16 protein-coding genes are annotated in these 15,638 nt (G+C 69.3%); 11 read left to right on the plus strand and 5 right to left on the minus strand.

What is annotated here, in order from left to right:
* Positions 1-1,334: metalloprotease TldD (tldD, locus tag VED21_RS19125; protein WP_324884946.1), on the minus strand; the 1,334-nt coding region annotated here is incomplete at its 3' end.
* Between the two features lie 146 nt (positions 1,335-1,480).
* Here tldD and VED21_RS19130 point away from each other — a divergent pair.
* From VED21_RS19130 to VED21_RS19180, 11 genes are all read left to right on the plus strand, one after another.
* Entirely contained in the window at positions 1,481-2,803 is a 1,323-nt protein-coding gene (locus VED21_RS19130) for a DUF3422 domain-containing protein (RefSeq protein ID WP_324884947.1), read from the plus strand.
* Between the two features lie 132 nt (positions 2,804-2,935).
* Positions 2,936-5,329 carry a methyl-accepting chemotaxis protein gene (locus tag VED21_RS19135; RefSeq protein WP_324884948.1) on the plus strand — a complete coding sequence of 798 codons (2,394 nt, stop codon included), beginning with the start codon at positions 2,936-2,938 and terminating at the stop codon, positions 5,327-5,329.
* Positions 5,330-5,782: 453 nt separating this feature from the next.
* Entirely contained in the window at positions 5,783-6,631 is an 849-nt protein-coding gene (gene coxB / locus VED21_RS19140) for a cytochrome c oxidase subunit II (protein WP_324884950.1), read from the plus strand.
* A gap of 73 nt (positions 6,632-6,704) precedes the next feature.
* Positions 6,705-8,309, plus strand: a complete 1,605-nt coding sequence (gene ctaD, locus VED21_RS19145; RefSeq protein ID WP_324884952.1) for a cytochrome c oxidase subunit I — start codon at positions 6,705-6,707, stop codon at positions 8,307-8,309.
* An 88-nt stretch (positions 8,310-8,397) separates the two neighbouring features.
* Positions 8,398-9,309, plus strand: coding sequence for a heme o synthase (gene cyoE, locus VED21_RS19150; RefSeq protein WP_324884954.1), 912 nt, complete (start codon positions 8,398-8,400; stop codon positions 9,307-9,309).
* Positions 9,309-9,437, plus strand: coding sequence for a hypothetical protein (locus VED21_RS19155; RefSeq protein WP_324884956.1), 129 nt, complete (start codon positions 9,309-9,311; stop codon positions 9,435-9,437). Before cyoE ends, VED21_RS19155 begins: the two co-directional genes overlap by 1 nt.
* Position 9,438: 1 nt before the next feature.
* Positions 9,439-10,089 (plus strand): cytochrome c oxidase assembly protein, encoded by a 651-nt coding sequence (locus VED21_RS19160; RefSeq protein ID WP_324884958.1) that lies wholly within the window; start codon positions 9,439-9,441, stop codon positions 10,087-10,089.
* A 16-nt stretch (positions 10,090-10,105) separates the two neighbouring features.
* Positions 10,106-10,987, plus strand: coding sequence for a cytochrome c oxidase subunit 3 (locus tag VED21_RS19165; protein WP_324884960.1), 882 nt, complete (start codon positions 10,106-10,108; stop codon positions 10,985-10,987).
* Positions 10,984-11,349: a DUF983 domain-containing protein gene (locus tag VED21_RS19170; protein ID WP_324884962.1), complete on the plus strand. Its 366-nt coding sequence runs from the start codon at positions 10,984-10,986 to the stop codon at positions 11,347-11,349. The genes VED21_RS19165 and VED21_RS19170 overlap by 4 nt, the downstream gene beginning before the upstream one ends.
* Positions 11,349-12,086, plus strand: a complete 738-nt coding sequence (locus VED21_RS19175; RefSeq protein WP_324884964.1) for an SURF1 family protein — start codon at positions 11,349-11,351, stop codon at positions 12,084-12,086. Before VED21_RS19170 ends, VED21_RS19175 begins: the two co-directional genes overlap by 1 nt.
* A complete protein-coding gene (locus tag VED21_RS19180) occupies positions 12,083-13,576 on the plus strand; it encodes a carboxypeptidase M32 (protein ID WP_324884966.1) in 1,494 nt (497 codons plus the stop codon). The genes VED21_RS19175 and VED21_RS19180 overlap by 4 nt, the downstream gene beginning before the upstream one ends.
* A gap of 4 nt (positions 13,577-13,580) precedes the next feature.
* Here VED21_RS19180 and VED21_RS19185 read toward each other — a convergent pair whose 3' ends face one another.
* The 4 genes from VED21_RS19185 to VED21_RS19200 form a co-directional block, all read right to left on the minus strand.
* On the minus strand, positions 13,581-14,099 hold the full coding sequence (locus VED21_RS19185) for a hypothetical protein (RefSeq protein WP_324884968.1): 519 nt from the start codon (positions 14,097-14,099) through the stop codon (positions 13,581-13,583).
* On the minus strand, positions 14,096-14,290 hold the full coding sequence (locus tag VED21_RS19190) for a hypothetical protein (RefSeq protein ID WP_324884970.1): 195 nt from the start codon (positions 14,288-14,290) through the stop codon (positions 14,096-14,098). The genes VED21_RS19185 and VED21_RS19190 overlap by 4 nt, the downstream gene beginning before the upstream one ends.
* Positions 14,291-14,387: 97 nt before the next feature.
* Positions 14,388-15,329, minus strand: coding sequence for a cation diffusion facilitator family transporter (locus tag VED21_RS19195; RefSeq protein WP_324884972.1), 942 nt, complete (start codon positions 15,327-15,329; stop codon positions 14,388-14,390).
* A 95-nt stretch (positions 15,330-15,424) separates the two neighbouring features.
* Positions 15,425-15,638 (minus strand): hypothetical protein (locus VED21_RS19200; RefSeq protein WP_324884974.1); only part of this gene is annotated, 214 nt, incomplete at its 5' end.

A 15,638-nucleotide genomic window follows, 5' to 3' on the forward strand; every position in this document is an offset into this window, starting at 1 on the left:
CCGGGGTCCAGGCGGCTGTCGTTGCCGATCATGGAGATGCGGGTCAGGCTGTCCGGGCCGTTGCCGATCAGCGTCGCACCCTTCACCGCCGCACCCAGCTTGCCGTCCTCGATCAAATAGGCCTCGGAGGCCGAGAACACGAACTTGCCGGACGTGATGTCCACCTGACCGCCGCCGAAGTTCTTGGCATACAGGCCCTTCTTCACCGAGGCGATGATCTCCTCCGGCGTGTGCGCGCCGTTGCGCATCACCGTGTTGGTCATGCGCGGCAGCGGGTGGTGGGAGAAGCTCTGGCGGCGGCCGTTGCCGGTCGGGCGCATGCCCATCAGGCGCGCGTTCATGCGGTCCTGCATGAAGCCCACCAGGATGCCGTCCTCGATCAGCGTGGTGCACTGGCCGGGCGTGCCTTCGTCGTCCACGGTGATGGACCCGCGGGAGTTCTCGATGGTGCCGTCGTCCACCACGGTCACGCCGGGGGCGGCGATGCGCTGGCCCATCAGCCCAGAGAAGGCGGAGGTCTTCTTGCGGTTGAAGTCGCCCTCCAGCCCGTGGCCGATCGCCTCGTGCAGCAGGATGCCGGGCCAGCCGTTGCCCAGCACCACCGTCATCTCGCCGGCCGGGGCCGCCACCGAATCGAGGTTGATCAGCGCCTGGCGCAACGCCTCGTCGACGAAGGAACGCCACGTCTCTTCCCGGACGTAGTGTTCGTAGGTGACGCGGCCGCCGCCGCCGTAGCTGCCGCTTTCCATCTTGTCGCCGTCGGCGACGACGACGGAGACGGACAGGCGCACCAGCGGGCGCAGGTCGGCCACGCGCACGCCGTCGGCGCGCAGGATCTGCACCGCCTGCCACTCGCCGCTGATCGAGCAACTGACCTGCCGCACGCGCGGGTCCTTGGCGCGGGCGTAGGCGTCGATGGCCGCCAGCAGCTTCACCTTCTCCTCGAAGGGGACGAGGTGCAGGGGGTTGTCGGGGATGTAGAGGGCGCGGTTGGTGCCCGGCGGCGGCTCGGCCGAGGTGCCGGTGTGGCCGGCCTGCACGGCGCGGACCGTCTCGGCGGCGCGGCGGATCGCCTCCTCCGACAGGTTGGAGGCGTGCGCGAAGCCGGTCGCCTCGCCGGCGATGGCGCGCAGGCCGAAGCCCTGCGTGGTGTCGAAGCTGGCGCTCTTCAGCTTGCCGTCGTCCCAGCCCAGGCTCTCGCTCTGCGCGTACTCCAGGTACAGCTCGCCGTCGTCGGCGCCGCGCAGCGCGTCGGCCACGAGGCCCTCGACGCGCGGGCGGTCGAGGCCGGCGCGGTTGAAGAACAGATCATCGGTGACGGCGAGCGCGCTCATGCTGACTCCGGTGTGCGTGCGTCTTGTTCAGACGAAGGTACGGGTGCTGGCGTCTAGGCACCCGGCGGGCGGATGTGGTCTATAGTGTGGCGACGGGACGGCGGGCCGGCAAGGCTCGCCGTTCCAAAGAGCATAGGAACGCCGCCGTGACCGACCAGCCCGCCACCCCCATTCTCGCCGTGGCCGACCGTCCGCTGAAGGACCACCCGCTACGCGTGGCGCTGACCAACGAGGTGCACGCCCGCCCGCCGGAGGCGCTGGCCGCCCCCATGCGCGCCACGCTGCTGGCCATGCTGTCGGGCGAGGGGGCGGCGGAGCTGGAGCGGCGCTACCTGGAGCGGCTGTGCGAATGGGCCGGGGTGCCCAAGCCGGCGCGCGGCGCCACGCACTACAGCGGTTCCTTCGGCAGCTTCCGCCTGAAGTGGGAGCGGCACACGGAGTTCTCGACCTACACCATCTACCGCCCCGGCCGGTTCGGCGAGCCCTTCGCCGAACCGGCGCTGGACGCGCTGCCCAAGGACTGGCTGGCCGGCCTGCCGGGCGAGCTGATGGTCGGCATCCACGTGGCCCTGCTGGATCGTGAAACGGAGGAGCCGGATGGCGGCCTGCTGACCGGCGTGTTCGGATCGGACTCCTACGTCGGCGCGCGGATCGCCGGCGGGGCGGCGACGGCGTGGACCGACTACCGCATCCACGGCGACGGGTTCAGCCGCATCGTCGTCCACGACCGCTCGCTGGGCACCCGGCAGGCCGGGCGCTTCGTGCAGCGTTTGCTGGAGATCGAGACGTACCGGGTGATGGCGCTGATGGCGCTGCCCATGGCGCGCGAGGTGCTGCCGCGCATCGGCACCATCGAGGCGGACCTCGCCACGCTGACCACGCGCACGGCGGCGCTGCGTACCCTGGACGACGAGCGCGACGTGCTGGACCGGCTGACGCGCCTGTCGGCGCAGGCCGAGCAGATCGCCGCCGAGACCGCCTACCGCTTCGGCGCCGCGCGCGCCTACCACGGGATCGTCGACCGCCGCATCGGCGAACTGCGCGAGGTGCGCATCGAAGGGCTGCAGACGATCAGCGAGTTCATGGAACGCCGCCTGACCCCGGCGGTCCGCACCTGCGAGGCGGTGCAGGCGCGCCTGGAGAGCCTGTCGCAGCGCCTGGCGCGCGCCAGCAACCTGCTGCGCACCCGCGTCGAGATCGCGGTGGAGGGGCAGAACGCCGAACTCCTCCAGTCCATGGACCGGCGCGCCCAGCTGCAGCTGCGGTTGCAGGAGACGGTGGAGGGGCTGTCGGTGGTGGCGATCAGCTATTACCTGATCGGCATCGTCGGCTACGCCGCCAAGTCGCTGAAGGGCTTCGGCTGGAAGGTCGACCCCGATCTCGTGGTCGGGCTGATGATCCCGGTGGTGCTGTTCTTCGTGTGGACCGGCGTGCGCCGCATCCGCAAGGCGTTGGCCGGCAAGCACTGATGCACTGATCCGGACGGCGATCCGGGCGGCGCGGGTTGCAGGCCCCTGCGCCATTTTGCGCGTTTCCCGAGCACCCGTTGCATCCCTAAAGTTTTGCAAAATTTTTGCAGAACAAAATCAGGGAGGGACGCGATGACCATCCGGGCCAAGCTGCTCGTGCTTGTGGGCATCCTGGGGGCGATGCTGGTCTTGGTGGCGGGGAACCGCGCGCTCGACGCGCTGGAGGCGCTGCACGCCGCCGAAGCCGCCCGTTCGGTCAACCGCGTCTCCGACCTTCTGCTCACCGCCGCGGGGGCCTGGGCGGTGGAGCGCGGCACCACGAACACGGTGCTGGCCGACGTGGCGGCGGCTACCCCGGCGCAGAAGCAGACCATCGCCGCCAAGCGGCAGGAGGGCGACACGGCCTTTGCCGAGGCGGTGCGGCTGGTGCGCGCCATGCCGGCCGCGCCGGCCGTCGGGAAGGCGTTGGGCGAGGCCGACGGGACCATGCAGGCGGCGGCGCAGCTGCGCCGGCAGGTCGATTCGGCGCTGGGCGGCGGCGGTGTCGACGACGGGCTGCGGCGCGGCTGGTTTCCCGGCGTCAGCGCCCTGATCACCTCCAGCCAGCGGCTGCGCGGCGCGGTCGAGGACGCCGGGCCGTCGCGCGTCGGCGCGCGCGTGCTGCGCGCCTTCGACCTGAAGAACGCGCTGTGGGAGATGAGCGAATTCGCCGGGCGCGAGCGCGGCATGGTCGGCGCGGTGGTGGCCGGCGGCAAGCCCTTCGCCCCGGCGCAGCTGGAGGCCGTGGCGCGCGCCCGCGGCCATGTGGAAAGCGGCTGGACCATCGTGCGCCGGCTGGCCGGCGGTTTCGGCCCGCGCATCGAGGCGTCGGCGGACGCCATCGACCGCGCCTTCCTCACGGATTTCGAGAAGACCCGCGCCGCCGTGTTCGCGGCGAGCGCCGCCGGGCAGCCGTACCCGATCGACGGCGTGCGCTGGTTCGCCGCGGCGACGGCCGGCATCGAACGCATTCTGGAGGCCCAGGCGACGGCGTCCGAGGAGGTGCGGGCGCTGCTGGACCGCGAGGCGGAGGCGGCCGGCGGCGAGCTGTGGCTGGGCGTGGCGCTGCTGGCGGCCGTCGCCGTGCTGGCGGTCGCGGCGGCGTGGGTGATCAGCGCGCAGGTCAACCGGCCGATCCACCGCCTGACCGAAACCATGGGCGCGCTGGCCGAGGGGCGTTTCGAGGTGGCGGTGCCGGGCGTCGGCCGGCGCGACGAGATCGGCCTGATGGCCGAAGCCGTCGAGGTGTTCAAGCGCAACGGCCAGGAGAACGAGCGCCTGCGCGCCGAGCAGGAACGCCAGCGAGCCGATGCCGAGGCGGCCAAGCGCGCGGCGCTCGAGTCCATGGCGAGCACGGTCGAGCGCGAGATGCGCTCGGCGGTCGAGCGGGTGGCGCAGCGCACGCGCCAGATGGACGGCAGCGCCGGGTCCATGGCGTCGTCGGCGGACCAGGTCTCGGCCAACTCGCAGAGCGTCGCCGCGGCGGCGGAACAGGCGCTGGCGAACGCGCAGTCGGTCGCCACGGCGGTGGAGGAGATGACGGCGTCGATCCGCGCCATCAACGACCAGCTCTCCCACGCCAGCGTGGTGACGCGCCGCGCCGTCGGCGCCGGGCAGAAGACGCACGCGACCATCCAGGCGCTGGCGGAAACGGTGGGCCGCATCGGCGACGTGGCGAAGCTGATCAGCGCCATCGCCGGGCAGACGAACCTGCTGGCGCTGAACGCCACGATCGAGGCGGCGCGGGCGGGGGAGGCCGGCAAGGGCTTCGCCGTGGTCGCCACGGAGGTGAAGAACCTCGCCGTGCAGACCGCCAAGGCGACCGAGGAGATCGCCCGCCAGATCGCCTCGGTTCAGGGCGACACGGCCGAGGCCGTGGCCGCGGTGCGGGAGATCTCGGAGACCATCGCCGAGATCGACGGCATCGCCGGTTCGGTGGCCGCCGCCATGGACCAGCAGGGTGCGGCGACGCACGAGATCTCCCGCAACGTGGTCGAGACGACAGGGGCGGCGCAGGAGGTGTCGCAGCGCATCGCCGAGGTGTCGGCCGAAGCCGCCGCCAACGGCGGGCGCGCCGCCGACGTCCGCACCATCGCCGCCGATCTGGCCGCCAGCATCGACAGCCTGCGGGAAACGCTGGTGCGCGCCGTGCGCACGGCGACGCGCGAGGTCGACCGCCGGGCCTACCCGCGCTACGCCGTCGACCGGCGCTGCCGGCTGTCGACCGGCACGGGAGAGGTGGAGGCGCGCGTGCAGGACCTGTCGGTGCGCGGCGCCTGCCTGGCCGGCGCGCCGGCCCTGCCGGAGGGGACGCGCGGCAGCCTGTCCATCGACGGGGTGGGGCAGGCGCTGCCGTTCTCGGTGCTGGAGCGGCGCGACGCGTGGCTGCACGTCCGCTTCGAGACGGCGGACGCCGCGCAGGCCGAATTCGAGCGGGCCTTCCAGCGCCTCGTGCAGGGCGCGCGCCGCGTCGACGAGGCGGCCTGAGGCCGCACGCGCCGGCCGACCTATCCGAGTCGCATAGCGCGCACCCTGCCGGGACACGGTCCCGGCGGGAATAAGGGCCTATGACAGGCTCCGCACTGCGTGTGCCCCTAATTTTTGCATGGATATGCGACAACATGTCGCACTTAACATCCCACGAGCAAACTCAACAATCAGTCCAGCGCACGGTTCAAGCTTGCCACGGCCTGCGGCGTATAGTCGCACCAAGCCAAAGGAAAGCCTTGTAATCAACGCGTACGAATGGCTACGTTTTTGGTGCGCGGAATTGTCGCATTGCAATTGTGGGCATTCCGCGTGGTCCGGCGCCCGCCGCAACCGCCCGACGAGCCCCCGAAGGGGCCGCAACGACAGGGTGGACGGTGGAACCGGGGACAGGGACATCCGCGAACGCCGGGACCGAACTCCGGCGGCGCGGCAAAACGAGAAGGGTTGGGGATGAAGAGGCACACCTTGCGCGCCGCCGGCGTGGCGGCCCTTATTGGCGTCTTTGGCTTCCTTGAGCCGGCCTGGGCCGCCGGGCAGCCCGTGCCCTGGGGCATGGGCCTGCAGGAGGGCGTGACGCCGGTCAAGCACCTGGTCGAGAACTTCCACGACCTGCTGCTGGTGATCATCACGGTGATCACGCTGTTCGTGCTGGCGCTGCTGGCCTACGTGGCCGTGCGCTTCAACGCGAAGGCCAACCCGACGCCCACCCGGACGTCGCACAACACGGTTCTGGAGGTGGCGTGGACGGTGATCCCGGTGATCATCCTGATCGTCGTCGCCGTGCCGTCGTTCCGCCTGCTCTACGTCATGGAGCGCACGCCGGAAGCGGAGATGACCATCAAGGTCACCGGCCGGCAGTGGTACTGGGATTACGAATACCCCGACCACGGCGGCTTCGCCTTCTCCAGCTACATGGTGCAGGAGAACGAGCTGAAGCCCGGCCAGCCGCGCCTGCTGGCCACCGACACCCACGTGGTCGTTCCGGTGGACACCGTCGTGCGCGTGCAGCTGACCGCCGGCGACGTCATCCACGCCTGGGCCATGCCGGCCTTCGGCGTGAAGAAGGACGCCGTCCCCGGCCGCCTGAACGAGACGTGGTTCAAGGTCGAGAAGGAAGGCCTGTTCTACGGCCAGTGCTCGGAAATCTGCGGCGTCAACCACGGTTTCATGCCGATCACGGTCGAGGCCGTGTCGAAGGAGAAGTTCGCGGAATGGGTGGCGAAGGCCAAGGTCGCCTACGGCACGCCGGACGCCAAGCGCGAGCTGGCGCAAGTGCCGGCGGCAGCCCCCGCGCACTGACCCGCCGGAACTGACCCGCCGGAGAAGAACAACAAACGCCGTTCAGGCATCACGCCGACGCGAGGGATGAGAGATGGGTAACGGGACCACCGGAACCGGGGCGCACGCCCACGATCACGACCACCACAAGCCGGGCTTCATTCAGCGCTGGCTTTACTCCACCAACCACAAGGACATCGGCACCCTCTACATCGTCTTTTCCATTTTCGCCGGCCTGATCGGCGGCCTGTTCTCCGTCATCATGCGCGCCGAGCTTCAGGCGCCCGGCATGCAGCTGGTGGCGGACGGGCAGTCGTGGAACGTGTTCATCACGGCGCACGGCCTGATCATGGTGTTCTTCGTGGTCATGCCGGCGCTGATCGGCGGCTTCGGCAACTGGTTCGTGCCGCTCATGATCGGGTCGCCCGACATGGCGTTCCCGCGCATGAACAACATCAGCTTCTGGCTGATCATCCCGGCCTTCCTGCTGCTGCTGGCGTCGTCCTTCGTGGGCACGGGTGCGGGCACGGGCTGGACCGTCTACCCGCCCTTGTCGTCGATGACCGGACACAACGGGCCATCGGTGGACATGGCGATCTTCGCCCTGCACCTGGCGGGTGCGTCGTCGGTGCTGGGTGCGGTGAACTTCATCACCACCATCTTCAACATGCGCGCCCCCGGCATGACGCTGCACAAGATGCCGCTGTTCGTGTGGGCGATGCTGGTCACCGCCTTCCTGCTGCTGTTGGCGGTGCCGGTGCTGGGCGGTGCGATCACCATGCTGCTGACCGACCGCAACTTCGGCACGGCCTTCTTCAACCCGGAAGGCGGCGGTGATCCGCTGCTGTTCCAGCACCTGTTCTGGTTCTTCGGCCACCCCGAAGTCTACATCATGATCCTGCCGGCTTTCGGCATCATCAGCCACATCGTCTCCACCTTCTCCAAGAAGCCGGTGTTCGGCTACCTGGGCATGGCGTACGCGATGGTGGCGATCGGCGTGGTCGGCTTCGTGGTGTGGGCGCACCACATGTACACCGTGGGCCTGGACGTCAACACCAAGGCCTACTTCACGGCGGCCACGATGATCATCGCGGTGCCGACCGGCATCAAGATCTTCAGCTGGATCGCCACCATGTGGGGCGGCTCCATCGAGTTCAAGACGCCGATGCTGTGGGCGGTCGGCTTCATCTTCCTGTTCACGCTCGGCGGCGTCACCGGCGTGGTTCTGGCCAACGGCGGTTTGGACAACGTGCTGCACGACACCTACTACGTGGTGGCGCACTTCCACTACGTGCTGTCGCTGGGTGCCGTGTTCTCCATGTTCGCCGGCTTCTACTACTGGATCGGCAAGATGTCGGGCCGGCAGTATCCGGAGTTCTGGGGCAAGGTGCACTTCTGGCTGACCTTCGTCGGCGTGAACCTGACCTTCTTCCCGCAGCACTTCCTGGGCCTGAACGGCATGCCGCGCCGCATCCCGGACTATCCCGACGCGTTCGCCGGCTGGAACCTGATTTCTTCCCTGGGCGCCTACATCTCTTTCGGTTCCGCGCTGTTGTTCGTGTGGATCGCCATCTACACGCTGACCCGCGGCCAGAAGGTGGAAGCGAACTACTGGGGGCCGAGCGCCACGACGCTGGAATGGACGGTGTCCTCGCCGCCGCCGTTCCACGCCTTCGAGACGCTGCCGGTCATCAAGTAGCGCATGGGGTGTTTCGCGGGTTGGGCCGGGCCAAAGGCGAAGCCCAACCCGCGAAGGTCGAAGGTGCACGCCGGGAGGGAGAAGAACAATGACGGACATCACCGTCCAGAAAGTCTCTGGCGACAAGGTCACGGGCGCCACGGCCGGCGACTTCATCGAGCTGCTGAAGCCGCGCGTCATGTCGCTGGTCGTGTTCACCGGCTTCGCCGGGATGATCGTGGCGCCGGGGCACCTGCACCCGCTGCTGGCCTGCGTGGCGGTGCTGTGCATCGCCGTCGGCGCGGGCGCGTCGGGCGCCATCAACATGTGGTACGACCGCGACATCGACGCGGTCATGGCGCGCACGGCCAAGCGCCCGATCCCATCGGGCCGCGTGGCGCCGGACGAGGCGCTTGCCTTCGGCGTCATCCTGGCCGTGGCCGCCGTGGTGGTCATGGGCCTTGCCGTGAACTGGGTGGCGGCGGCGATCCTGGCGCTGGCCACGCTGTTCTACGTCTTCGTCTACACGATCTGGCTGAAGCGCCGCACGCCGCAGAACATCGTCATCGGCGGCGCGGCCGGCGCCTTCCCGCCGATGATCGGCTGGGCGGCGGTGACGGGCGGGGTGGACCTGCCGTCGGTCCTGCTGTTCCTGCTGATCTTCCTGTGGACGCCGCCGCACTTCTGGGCGCTGGCGCTGTTCCGCAGCGGCGACTACGCGCGGGCGGGCGTGCCGATGCTGCCCGTCGTCGAGGGGCCGGAGACCACCAAGCGGCAGATGCTGCTGTACACGCTGATCCTGCTGCCGGTGGCGGCCGCGCCCTGGTGGGTGGGCATCGCCGGGCCGGTGTACCTGGCGGGATCGCTGGTGCTGGGCGCCATGTTCGTGTGGTGCGCGGTGCGCGTGCTGCGCAGCACCGACGACAAGCCGGCCAAGCAGATGTTCGGCTTCTCCATCCTTTATCTCTTCCTGCTGTTCGCCCTGTTGCTGGGCGAGCACGTCGTGCCGGGAGCTGTGTGATGACCATGGACGATATCGAGGAACGGCGCCGCCGCCTGCGCGGGCGCAACTGGGCGGTGTTCGCCGCGCTGATCGGGCTGGTGGCGCTGTTCTACCTGATCACGATCGTGCGGATGGGCGGGTTCTGACATGAACGAGCAGGTGCGGCGGCGCAACCGCGTGGTGCTGGTCAGCCTGCTGGCGCTGGTCGCCGGCATGGTCGGGCTGGCCTACGCGTCGGTGCCGCTCTATGCGCTGTTCTGCCGGGTGACCGGCTTCGGCGGCACGACGCAGCGGGCGGACGCCGCCCCCGGCACGGTGCTGGAGCGCACCGTCACCGTGCGCTTCAACGCCGACGTCAACGGCGGCCTGCCGTGGTCCTTCCGCCCGAACCAGCGGGAGGTGAAGGTCAAGCTGGGTGAGACGGCGCTGGTCAGCTACCACGCCGAGAACCGCGGGACGCAGCCGGTGACCGGTACTGCGGTGTTCAACGTCACGCCCGACAAGGCCGGCATCCATTTCAACAAGATCGAGTGCTTCTGCTTCACCGAGCAGGTGCTGCAGCCGGGGCAATCGGTCGACATGCCGGTGGCCTTCTTCGTCGACCCGGCGGCGGCCAGCGACGTGAACATGGAGGACGTGAAGACCATCACGCTCTCCTACACCTTCTTCCGGGCCAAGGACGCGAACCCGTCGGTGGCCCAGGCCAATGAAAAGACGACCAACGAAAAGACGACCAGCGAAAAGTCCGCAAACGACAAGAACGGGGCGCGCCCGGCCGGCGCGCCGACGGCGAATTAGAGGGGTTGGAGGAACGATGGCCGACATCACGCACGGGCACATGCCCCACACGCACGGGCCCCAGACGCACGTATCGGGCAGCGGCGAAGGCATCCCGCAGCCGTACCACCTCGTGCGGCCCAGCCCGTGGCCGCTGCTGGGCGCCTTCGCCGGCGGGCTGCTGGCGCTGGGCGCCGTCTTCTACATGCACTACAGCTCGTGGTTCCTGCTGATCCTGGGCTTCCTGTCGGTGCTGGCCGTCATGTTCGGCTGGTGGCGCGACATCATCAAGGAAGCGGTGGTCGAGAAGGCGCACACGCCCATCGTCAAGATCGGCCTGCGCTATGGCATGGCGCTGTTCATCGCGTCGGAGGTGATGTTCTTCGCCGCCTTCTTCTGGGCGTTCTACGACGCAGCCCTGTTCCCCAAGGTGTTCCCGGAGAACCCGCAGGGCGTCTGGCCGCCGCCGAACATCAAGACGTTCGACCCGTTCCACCTGCCGTTCATGATGACGGTCATCCTGCTGCTGTCGGGCGTCACCGTCACCTGGGCGCACCATGAGATCATCGCCGGCAACAACAAGAAGGCCGGGCAGGCGCTGGGCCTGACGGTGCTGCTGGGCGTGATGTTCACCTTCTTCCAGGGGTGGGAGTACAGCCACGCGGCCTTCGGCTTCACCGGGGGCATCTACCCGTCGACCTTCTTCATGGCCACGGGCTTCCACGGCTTCCACGTGATCGTCGGCACGATCTTCCTGTTCGTGTGCTGGATCCGCACCATGAAGGGCCACTTCACCCCGGACAGCCACTTCGGTTTCGAGGCGGCGGCGTGGTACTGGCACTTCGTCGACGTGGTGTGGCTGTTCCTCTTCGTGTCGATCTACTGGTGGGGTTCCGCCGGCGGAGCGGGGGCGCATTGAGCGAGTACTACCCAATGGTCTCGGCCATCGACGCGGGCCTGCGCTGCGTGTGCCCGCGCTGTGGCCGGGGCAAGCTGTTCAAGGGATACCTGAGCATCGTCGACCGCTGTTCCGTGTGCGGGCTGGAACTGGCCCGCCACGACAGCGGCGACGGGCCGGCGGTGTTCCTGATCTTCATCCTCGGCTTTCTGGTCGTGCCGGTGGCGCTGATCGTCTCGCTGAACGTCGAGTGGCCCTTGTGGCTGCACGCCCTGGTCTGGGGCGTGGTGATCCTGGGGCTGGCGCTGGGCATGCTGCGGCCGGCCAAGGCCTACACCACGGCGCTCCAGTACAAGCACCGCCGCCACGAGATGGGGGGCTGATGAGCGCCGCGCTGACCGGCGCCGGACGGCGGTTCCGCCCGTCGCTGTGGGCGACGCTGTTCACCGTGCCGGCCGTTCTGATCATGCTGGGCCTCGGCACGTGGCAGGCGCAGCGCCTGTCCTGGAAGAACGACCTGATCCAGCGCGTGCAGGAGCGGATGGCCAGCCCGCCCGCGCCGCTGCCGGCAAGCATCGCCGATCCCGAACCTTTCGACCTGCGCCCGGTGACGGTGAGCGGGCGCCTTCTGCACGAGCGCGAGATGCTGCTGCTCGCCCGCCCGCGCCAGGGGCAGGTGGGGTACGAGGTGGTGACGCCGCTGGAACGCGCCGACGGCGGGCCGGCGGTGCTGGTCAACCGCGGCTGGGTGCCGATGGACAAGCGCGACCCCGCCACGCGGCGCGAAGGACAGGCGGGCGGGGAGGTCACCATCCGGGGCGTCGCCCGCCTGCCGGCGCCGTCCGGCTGGCTGCAGCCGGACAATGTGCCGGGTGCGGACGTCTGGCGGCGCGCCGACACCGTGGCCATGGGGGCGGCGGCCGGGCTGCCGGCGGTGGCGCCGCTGGTGGTGGAGGCGCTGCCCGGACAGGCCCCCGGCGGCCTGCCGGCGGGGATCGAGCCGCGCGTCGACCTGCCCAACAACCACCTGCAATACGCGTTCACCTGGTATAGCCTTGCGGCGACCCTGCTGGTCATCTACGTCCTCTTCCACCTCCGCCGCCCACGGGAACGCGCATGACCGCTTACCAGCACCTGGAACGCCGCTTCGCCCGCATCGCCGCCATCGGCAACGCGATGGGCATCCTCGGCTGGGACATGCAGACGATGATGCCGGAAGGGGCCGCCGATAGCCGGGCCGAGCAGACCGCCACCCTGTCCGTGCTGGCGCACGAACTGGAGACCGCGCCGGAGGTCGGCGACTGGCTGGCCGGGGCCGAGGAGGACGGCGGCCTGGACGGCTGGCAGGCGGCCAACCTGCGGGAGATGCGCCGCTCCTACACCCACGCCACGGCGCTGCCCGCCGATCTGGTGGAGGCGCTGAGCAAGGCGACCTCGGCCTGCGAGATGACGTGGCGCTCGGCGCGGGCGGAGAGCGACTACGCCAAGCTGCTGCCGTCCTTGCGCGAGGTGCTGCGCCTCGTGCGCGAGGCGGCGCAGGCGAAGGGGGAGGCGATGGGCATCGCCCCCTACGATGCGCTGCTGGACGAGCACGATCCGGGTGCGCGGGCGGCGCGCATCGACGCGGTGTTCGACGACCTCGCCGGCTTCCTGCCCGGCCTGATCCAGCGCGTGCTGGACAAACAGGCGGCCGAGCCGCCGGTGCTGCGCCCGGAGGGGCCGTTCCCGGTGGACAGGCAGCGCGCGCTGGGCGAGCGGCTGATGCGCGCCGCCGGCTTCGACTTCACGCGCGGGCGGCTGGACGTGTCGCTGCACCCGTTCTGCGGCGGTGCCGACGACGACGTACGCATCACCACCCGCTACGACGAGGCCGACTTCACCAAGGCGCTGATGGGCGTGCTGCACGAGACCGGCCACGCGCTGTACGAACAGGGCCGCCCCAAGGCGTGGCGCCGGCAGCCGGTGGGGCAGGCGCGCGGCATGGCGGCGCACGAATCGCAGTCGCTGATCGTCGAGATGCAGGCGGCGCGCTCCCCCGAATTTATCGGCTGGCTGGCCCCGGTGGCGGCCGACGCGTTCGGCGGCACCGGCCCGGCGTGGGATCCCGACAATCTGCGGCGCCTGTACACCCGCGTGGAGCGCGGCTTCATCCGCGTCGACGCGGACGAGGTGACCTATCCCGCGCACGTCATCCTGCGCTACCGGCTGGAGAAGCAGTTGGTCGCCGGCACACTCGACCTCGCCGACCTGCCGGACGCCTGGAGCGCCGGCATGGCGGAACTGGTGGGCGTGACGCCGCCCAACGACCGGCTGGGCTGTTTGCAGGACATCCACTGGCCGGGCGGCGGCTGGGGCTACTTCCCCACCTACACGCTGGGCGCCATGACCGCGGCGCAGCTGTTCGACGCGGCCTGCAAGGCCGAGACGGAGGTGAAGCCGGCGCTGGCCCGCGGCGACTTCGCGCCGCTGGCCGGCTGGCTGCGTGCCAACGTGCACGAGAAGGGCTGCAAGCCCGCCTCGGCGGACGATCTGCTGACGGAAGCCACCGGCCGGCCGCTGGACGCCGCCGTGTTCAAGCGGCATCTGGAGACGCGGTACCTGGGGGTGTAGAGGGTCAGGATATACCGATGGCCTGTTTGAACGCGGCCCAAACGGCGCGGTAATTGATCACCAGGACGACGGTGATGATCACGACCAGCGAGATCAGCCATGCCGTCAGATTGGCCTTCAGGGAATCGGAGAACCGCGTCCGCTCGTCGATCCGCTTCAGGATGCGGTCCTCGATATCGGTCAGGTTCCTGATCTGGGCTTGCCGCTGGATTTCGGGCGCGCGATCCTCGACGATGACCTCGGCGAAGGCCAGCATCATGCGCTCGGCATCGTTGCGGAGCCGTTCCAGGTCGGTGTCGGAGATGTGGTCGTGGTACGCTTCCAGCGCCCTGTCATCCGGGGCACGGCCATGCTTGCGCCGATAACGGGCGAGCCAGTCGCGCTTGCCCTGCTTGTAGATGCCATAGGCGACCAGACCGACCACATCGTCCGGACTGCGCACGAGGCGTTCGAAAACCGTGTTGTAGACGCCGGCCTGGGTCTCGTCGGTCGATAACGCAGGGTCGATGGTCGCGTCCGTCATTTCTTCTCGCGGATGGCGGCGGCGACGGCGCGGTCGAAAAGGTCGCGTTTGACCTCACGGACGGTCTTGCCGCCGGGAAGCGTCGTCAACGTCGATTTCGTCTCGGCGAAGCGGCCGGTCCTGGAATCACGGACGACGAAGCTGGCCTGGATCTGTCCGACCTTCCCTCGTTTCGCCTGTCCCATGACCATCTCTCCGCGTGCGTATCCACTATGAATATAGATACCGTCACGCGAAGACTCTACCGTGCCGTAAGGGGAACCGCCAACACAATCGGGGCCGTCAACCTCACGCCACCGCCGGTTCCGGCTTGGCCAGGGCGTGCGCGTGGGTGGCGTCGTGCAGGGTGGGGACGATCAGCACCTCGGTGTTGGGCATCTTCTCGTGCAGTTCGGCCTTCAGCTTGGCGATGGAGGCGTAGACCTCGCCCATCGAGCGCTCGGGCGCGAACTCCAGGAACAGCTCCACGTACATGCGCGCGCCGGCGCGGCGGGTGCGGATCTCGTGCACCTGCTCGTACTCGTCGAAGTGCACGGCGAGTGCCCGCAGGATCAGCACCTGGTGGTATTCGCCCAGGCTGCGGTCCAGCAGGTCGTCCATGGAACCGCTGAGGATCGCGTACACCGACATCACCAGCACGTACAGCAGCACCACCGACGCCAGCGGGTCCATGTAGTCGGCCCACACGCTGTCGCGGAAGACGAGGCCGCAGCCGACGGCGAAGATGATCAGGAAGTCCTCGATGGCGCCCTGCCGGCACAGCCGCCAGACGGAATCGAAGATCGGCGACGGCTCCTTGCGGCTGACGCGGTAGTTCTTCACCCACAGCAGCGTCGAGATCACCGCCGAGATGCCCGTCATGACGAGGCCGATGCCGCCGCCCTCCACGTCCACCGGGTGGAACAGGCGCTCCACCGTCTCGAAGCCGATCACCAGGATCGAGATGATCATGGTGGAGGCGACGGCGAGGCCCGACACCGTCTCCAGCTTGCCGAAGCCGTAGGCGTAGCGGCCGTCCTTGCCGCTGGACATCTTCTTCACGGTGTACAGCGAGATGCCGGTGGCGATGAAGCCGTTGACGGCGATCAGCAGGTTGGTGACGAAGGACACCGAGTTCGACGTCAGGATCGCCACCGTCGCCGCGACGATGGTGTAGAACTCCATGGCGGCGGTGAGCGCCAGCAGGCGGATCTTGTCCTGGGCGCTGACGCCGTCGAGGTTGGCGGACATGGGCGGGCGATCCTCTGCGGTTCCGGGCGATGCGGCGGAACTGATGCCGGTGTGCACCCGGAAATGCAAGTGGCCGGAAGGGCCGACGGCCCGGATCAGAACGCCAGCGCCGCCCCCGCCATGCCGGCGTGCGCGCCGTACCCGCGGCGCAGGTCGCCCTTGTACCGCACGAACAGGTGCCCGCCGGTGAAACGACCCGCGATGCCGAGCGACGGTTGCACGCTCCACGGCGATTCCCCGGCCCCCGACACGGTGAAGGAGCCCGGCTGACCGGCAAGCCCCGCCGCGATGTCGGCCGGGGAGGCGGAC

Source organism: Azospirillum sp., assembly GCF_035627195.1.
In the GTDB taxonomy this organism is placed as follows: Bacteria; Pseudomonadota; Alphaproteobacteria; order Azospirillales; family Azospirillaceae; genus Azospirillum.

Excerpts from the sequence above, each read along its gene's own strand:
- VED21_RS19165 (WP_324884960.1), top strand. The coding sequence starts at position 10,106 with ATGGCCGACATCACGCACGGGCACATGCCCCACACGCACGGGCCCCAG.
- cyoE (WP_324884954.1), top strand. The coding sequence starts at position 8,398 with ATGACGGACATCACCGTCCAGAAAGTCTCTGGCGACAAGGTCACGGGC.
- VED21_RS19160 (WP_324884958.1), top strand. The coding sequence starts at position 9,439 with ATGAACGAGCAGGTGCGGCGGCGCAACCGCGTGGTGCTGGTCAGCCTG.
- VED21_RS19185 (WP_324884968.1), bottom strand. The coding sequence starts at position 14,099 with ATGACGGACGCGACCATCGACCCTGCGTTATCGACCGACGAGACCCAG.
- VED21_RS19195 (WP_324884972.1), bottom strand. The coding sequence starts at position 15,329 with ATGTCCGCCAACCTCGACGGCGTCAGCGCCCAGGACAAGATCCGCCTG.
- ctaD (WP_324884952.1), top strand. The coding sequence starts at position 6,705 with ATGGGTAACGGGACCACCGGAACCGGGGCGCACGCCCACGATCACGAC.
- VED21_RS19155 (WP_324884956.1), top strand. The coding sequence starts at position 9,309 with ATGACCATGGACGATATCGAGGAACGGCGCCGCCGCCTGCGCGGGCGC.
- VED21_RS19135 (WP_324884948.1), top strand. The coding sequence starts at position 2,936 with ATGACCATCCGGGCCAAGCTGCTCGTGCTTGTGGGCATCCTGGGGGCG.
- VED21_RS19190 (WP_324884970.1), bottom strand. The coding sequence starts at position 14,290 with ATGGTCATGGGACAGGCGAAACGAGGGAAGGTCGGACAGATCCAGGCC.
- VED21_RS19175 (WP_324884964.1), top strand. The coding sequence starts at position 11,349 with ATGAGCGCCGCGCTGACCGGCGCCGGACGGCGGTTCCGCCCGTCGCTG.
- VED21_RS19180 (WP_324884966.1), top strand. The coding sequence starts at position 12,083 with ATGACCGCTTACCAGCACCTGGAACGCCGCTTCGCCCGCATCGCCGCC.
- coxB (WP_324884950.1), top strand. The coding sequence starts at position 5,783 with ATGAAGAGGCACACCTTGCGCGCCGCCGGCGTGGCGGCCCTTATTGGC.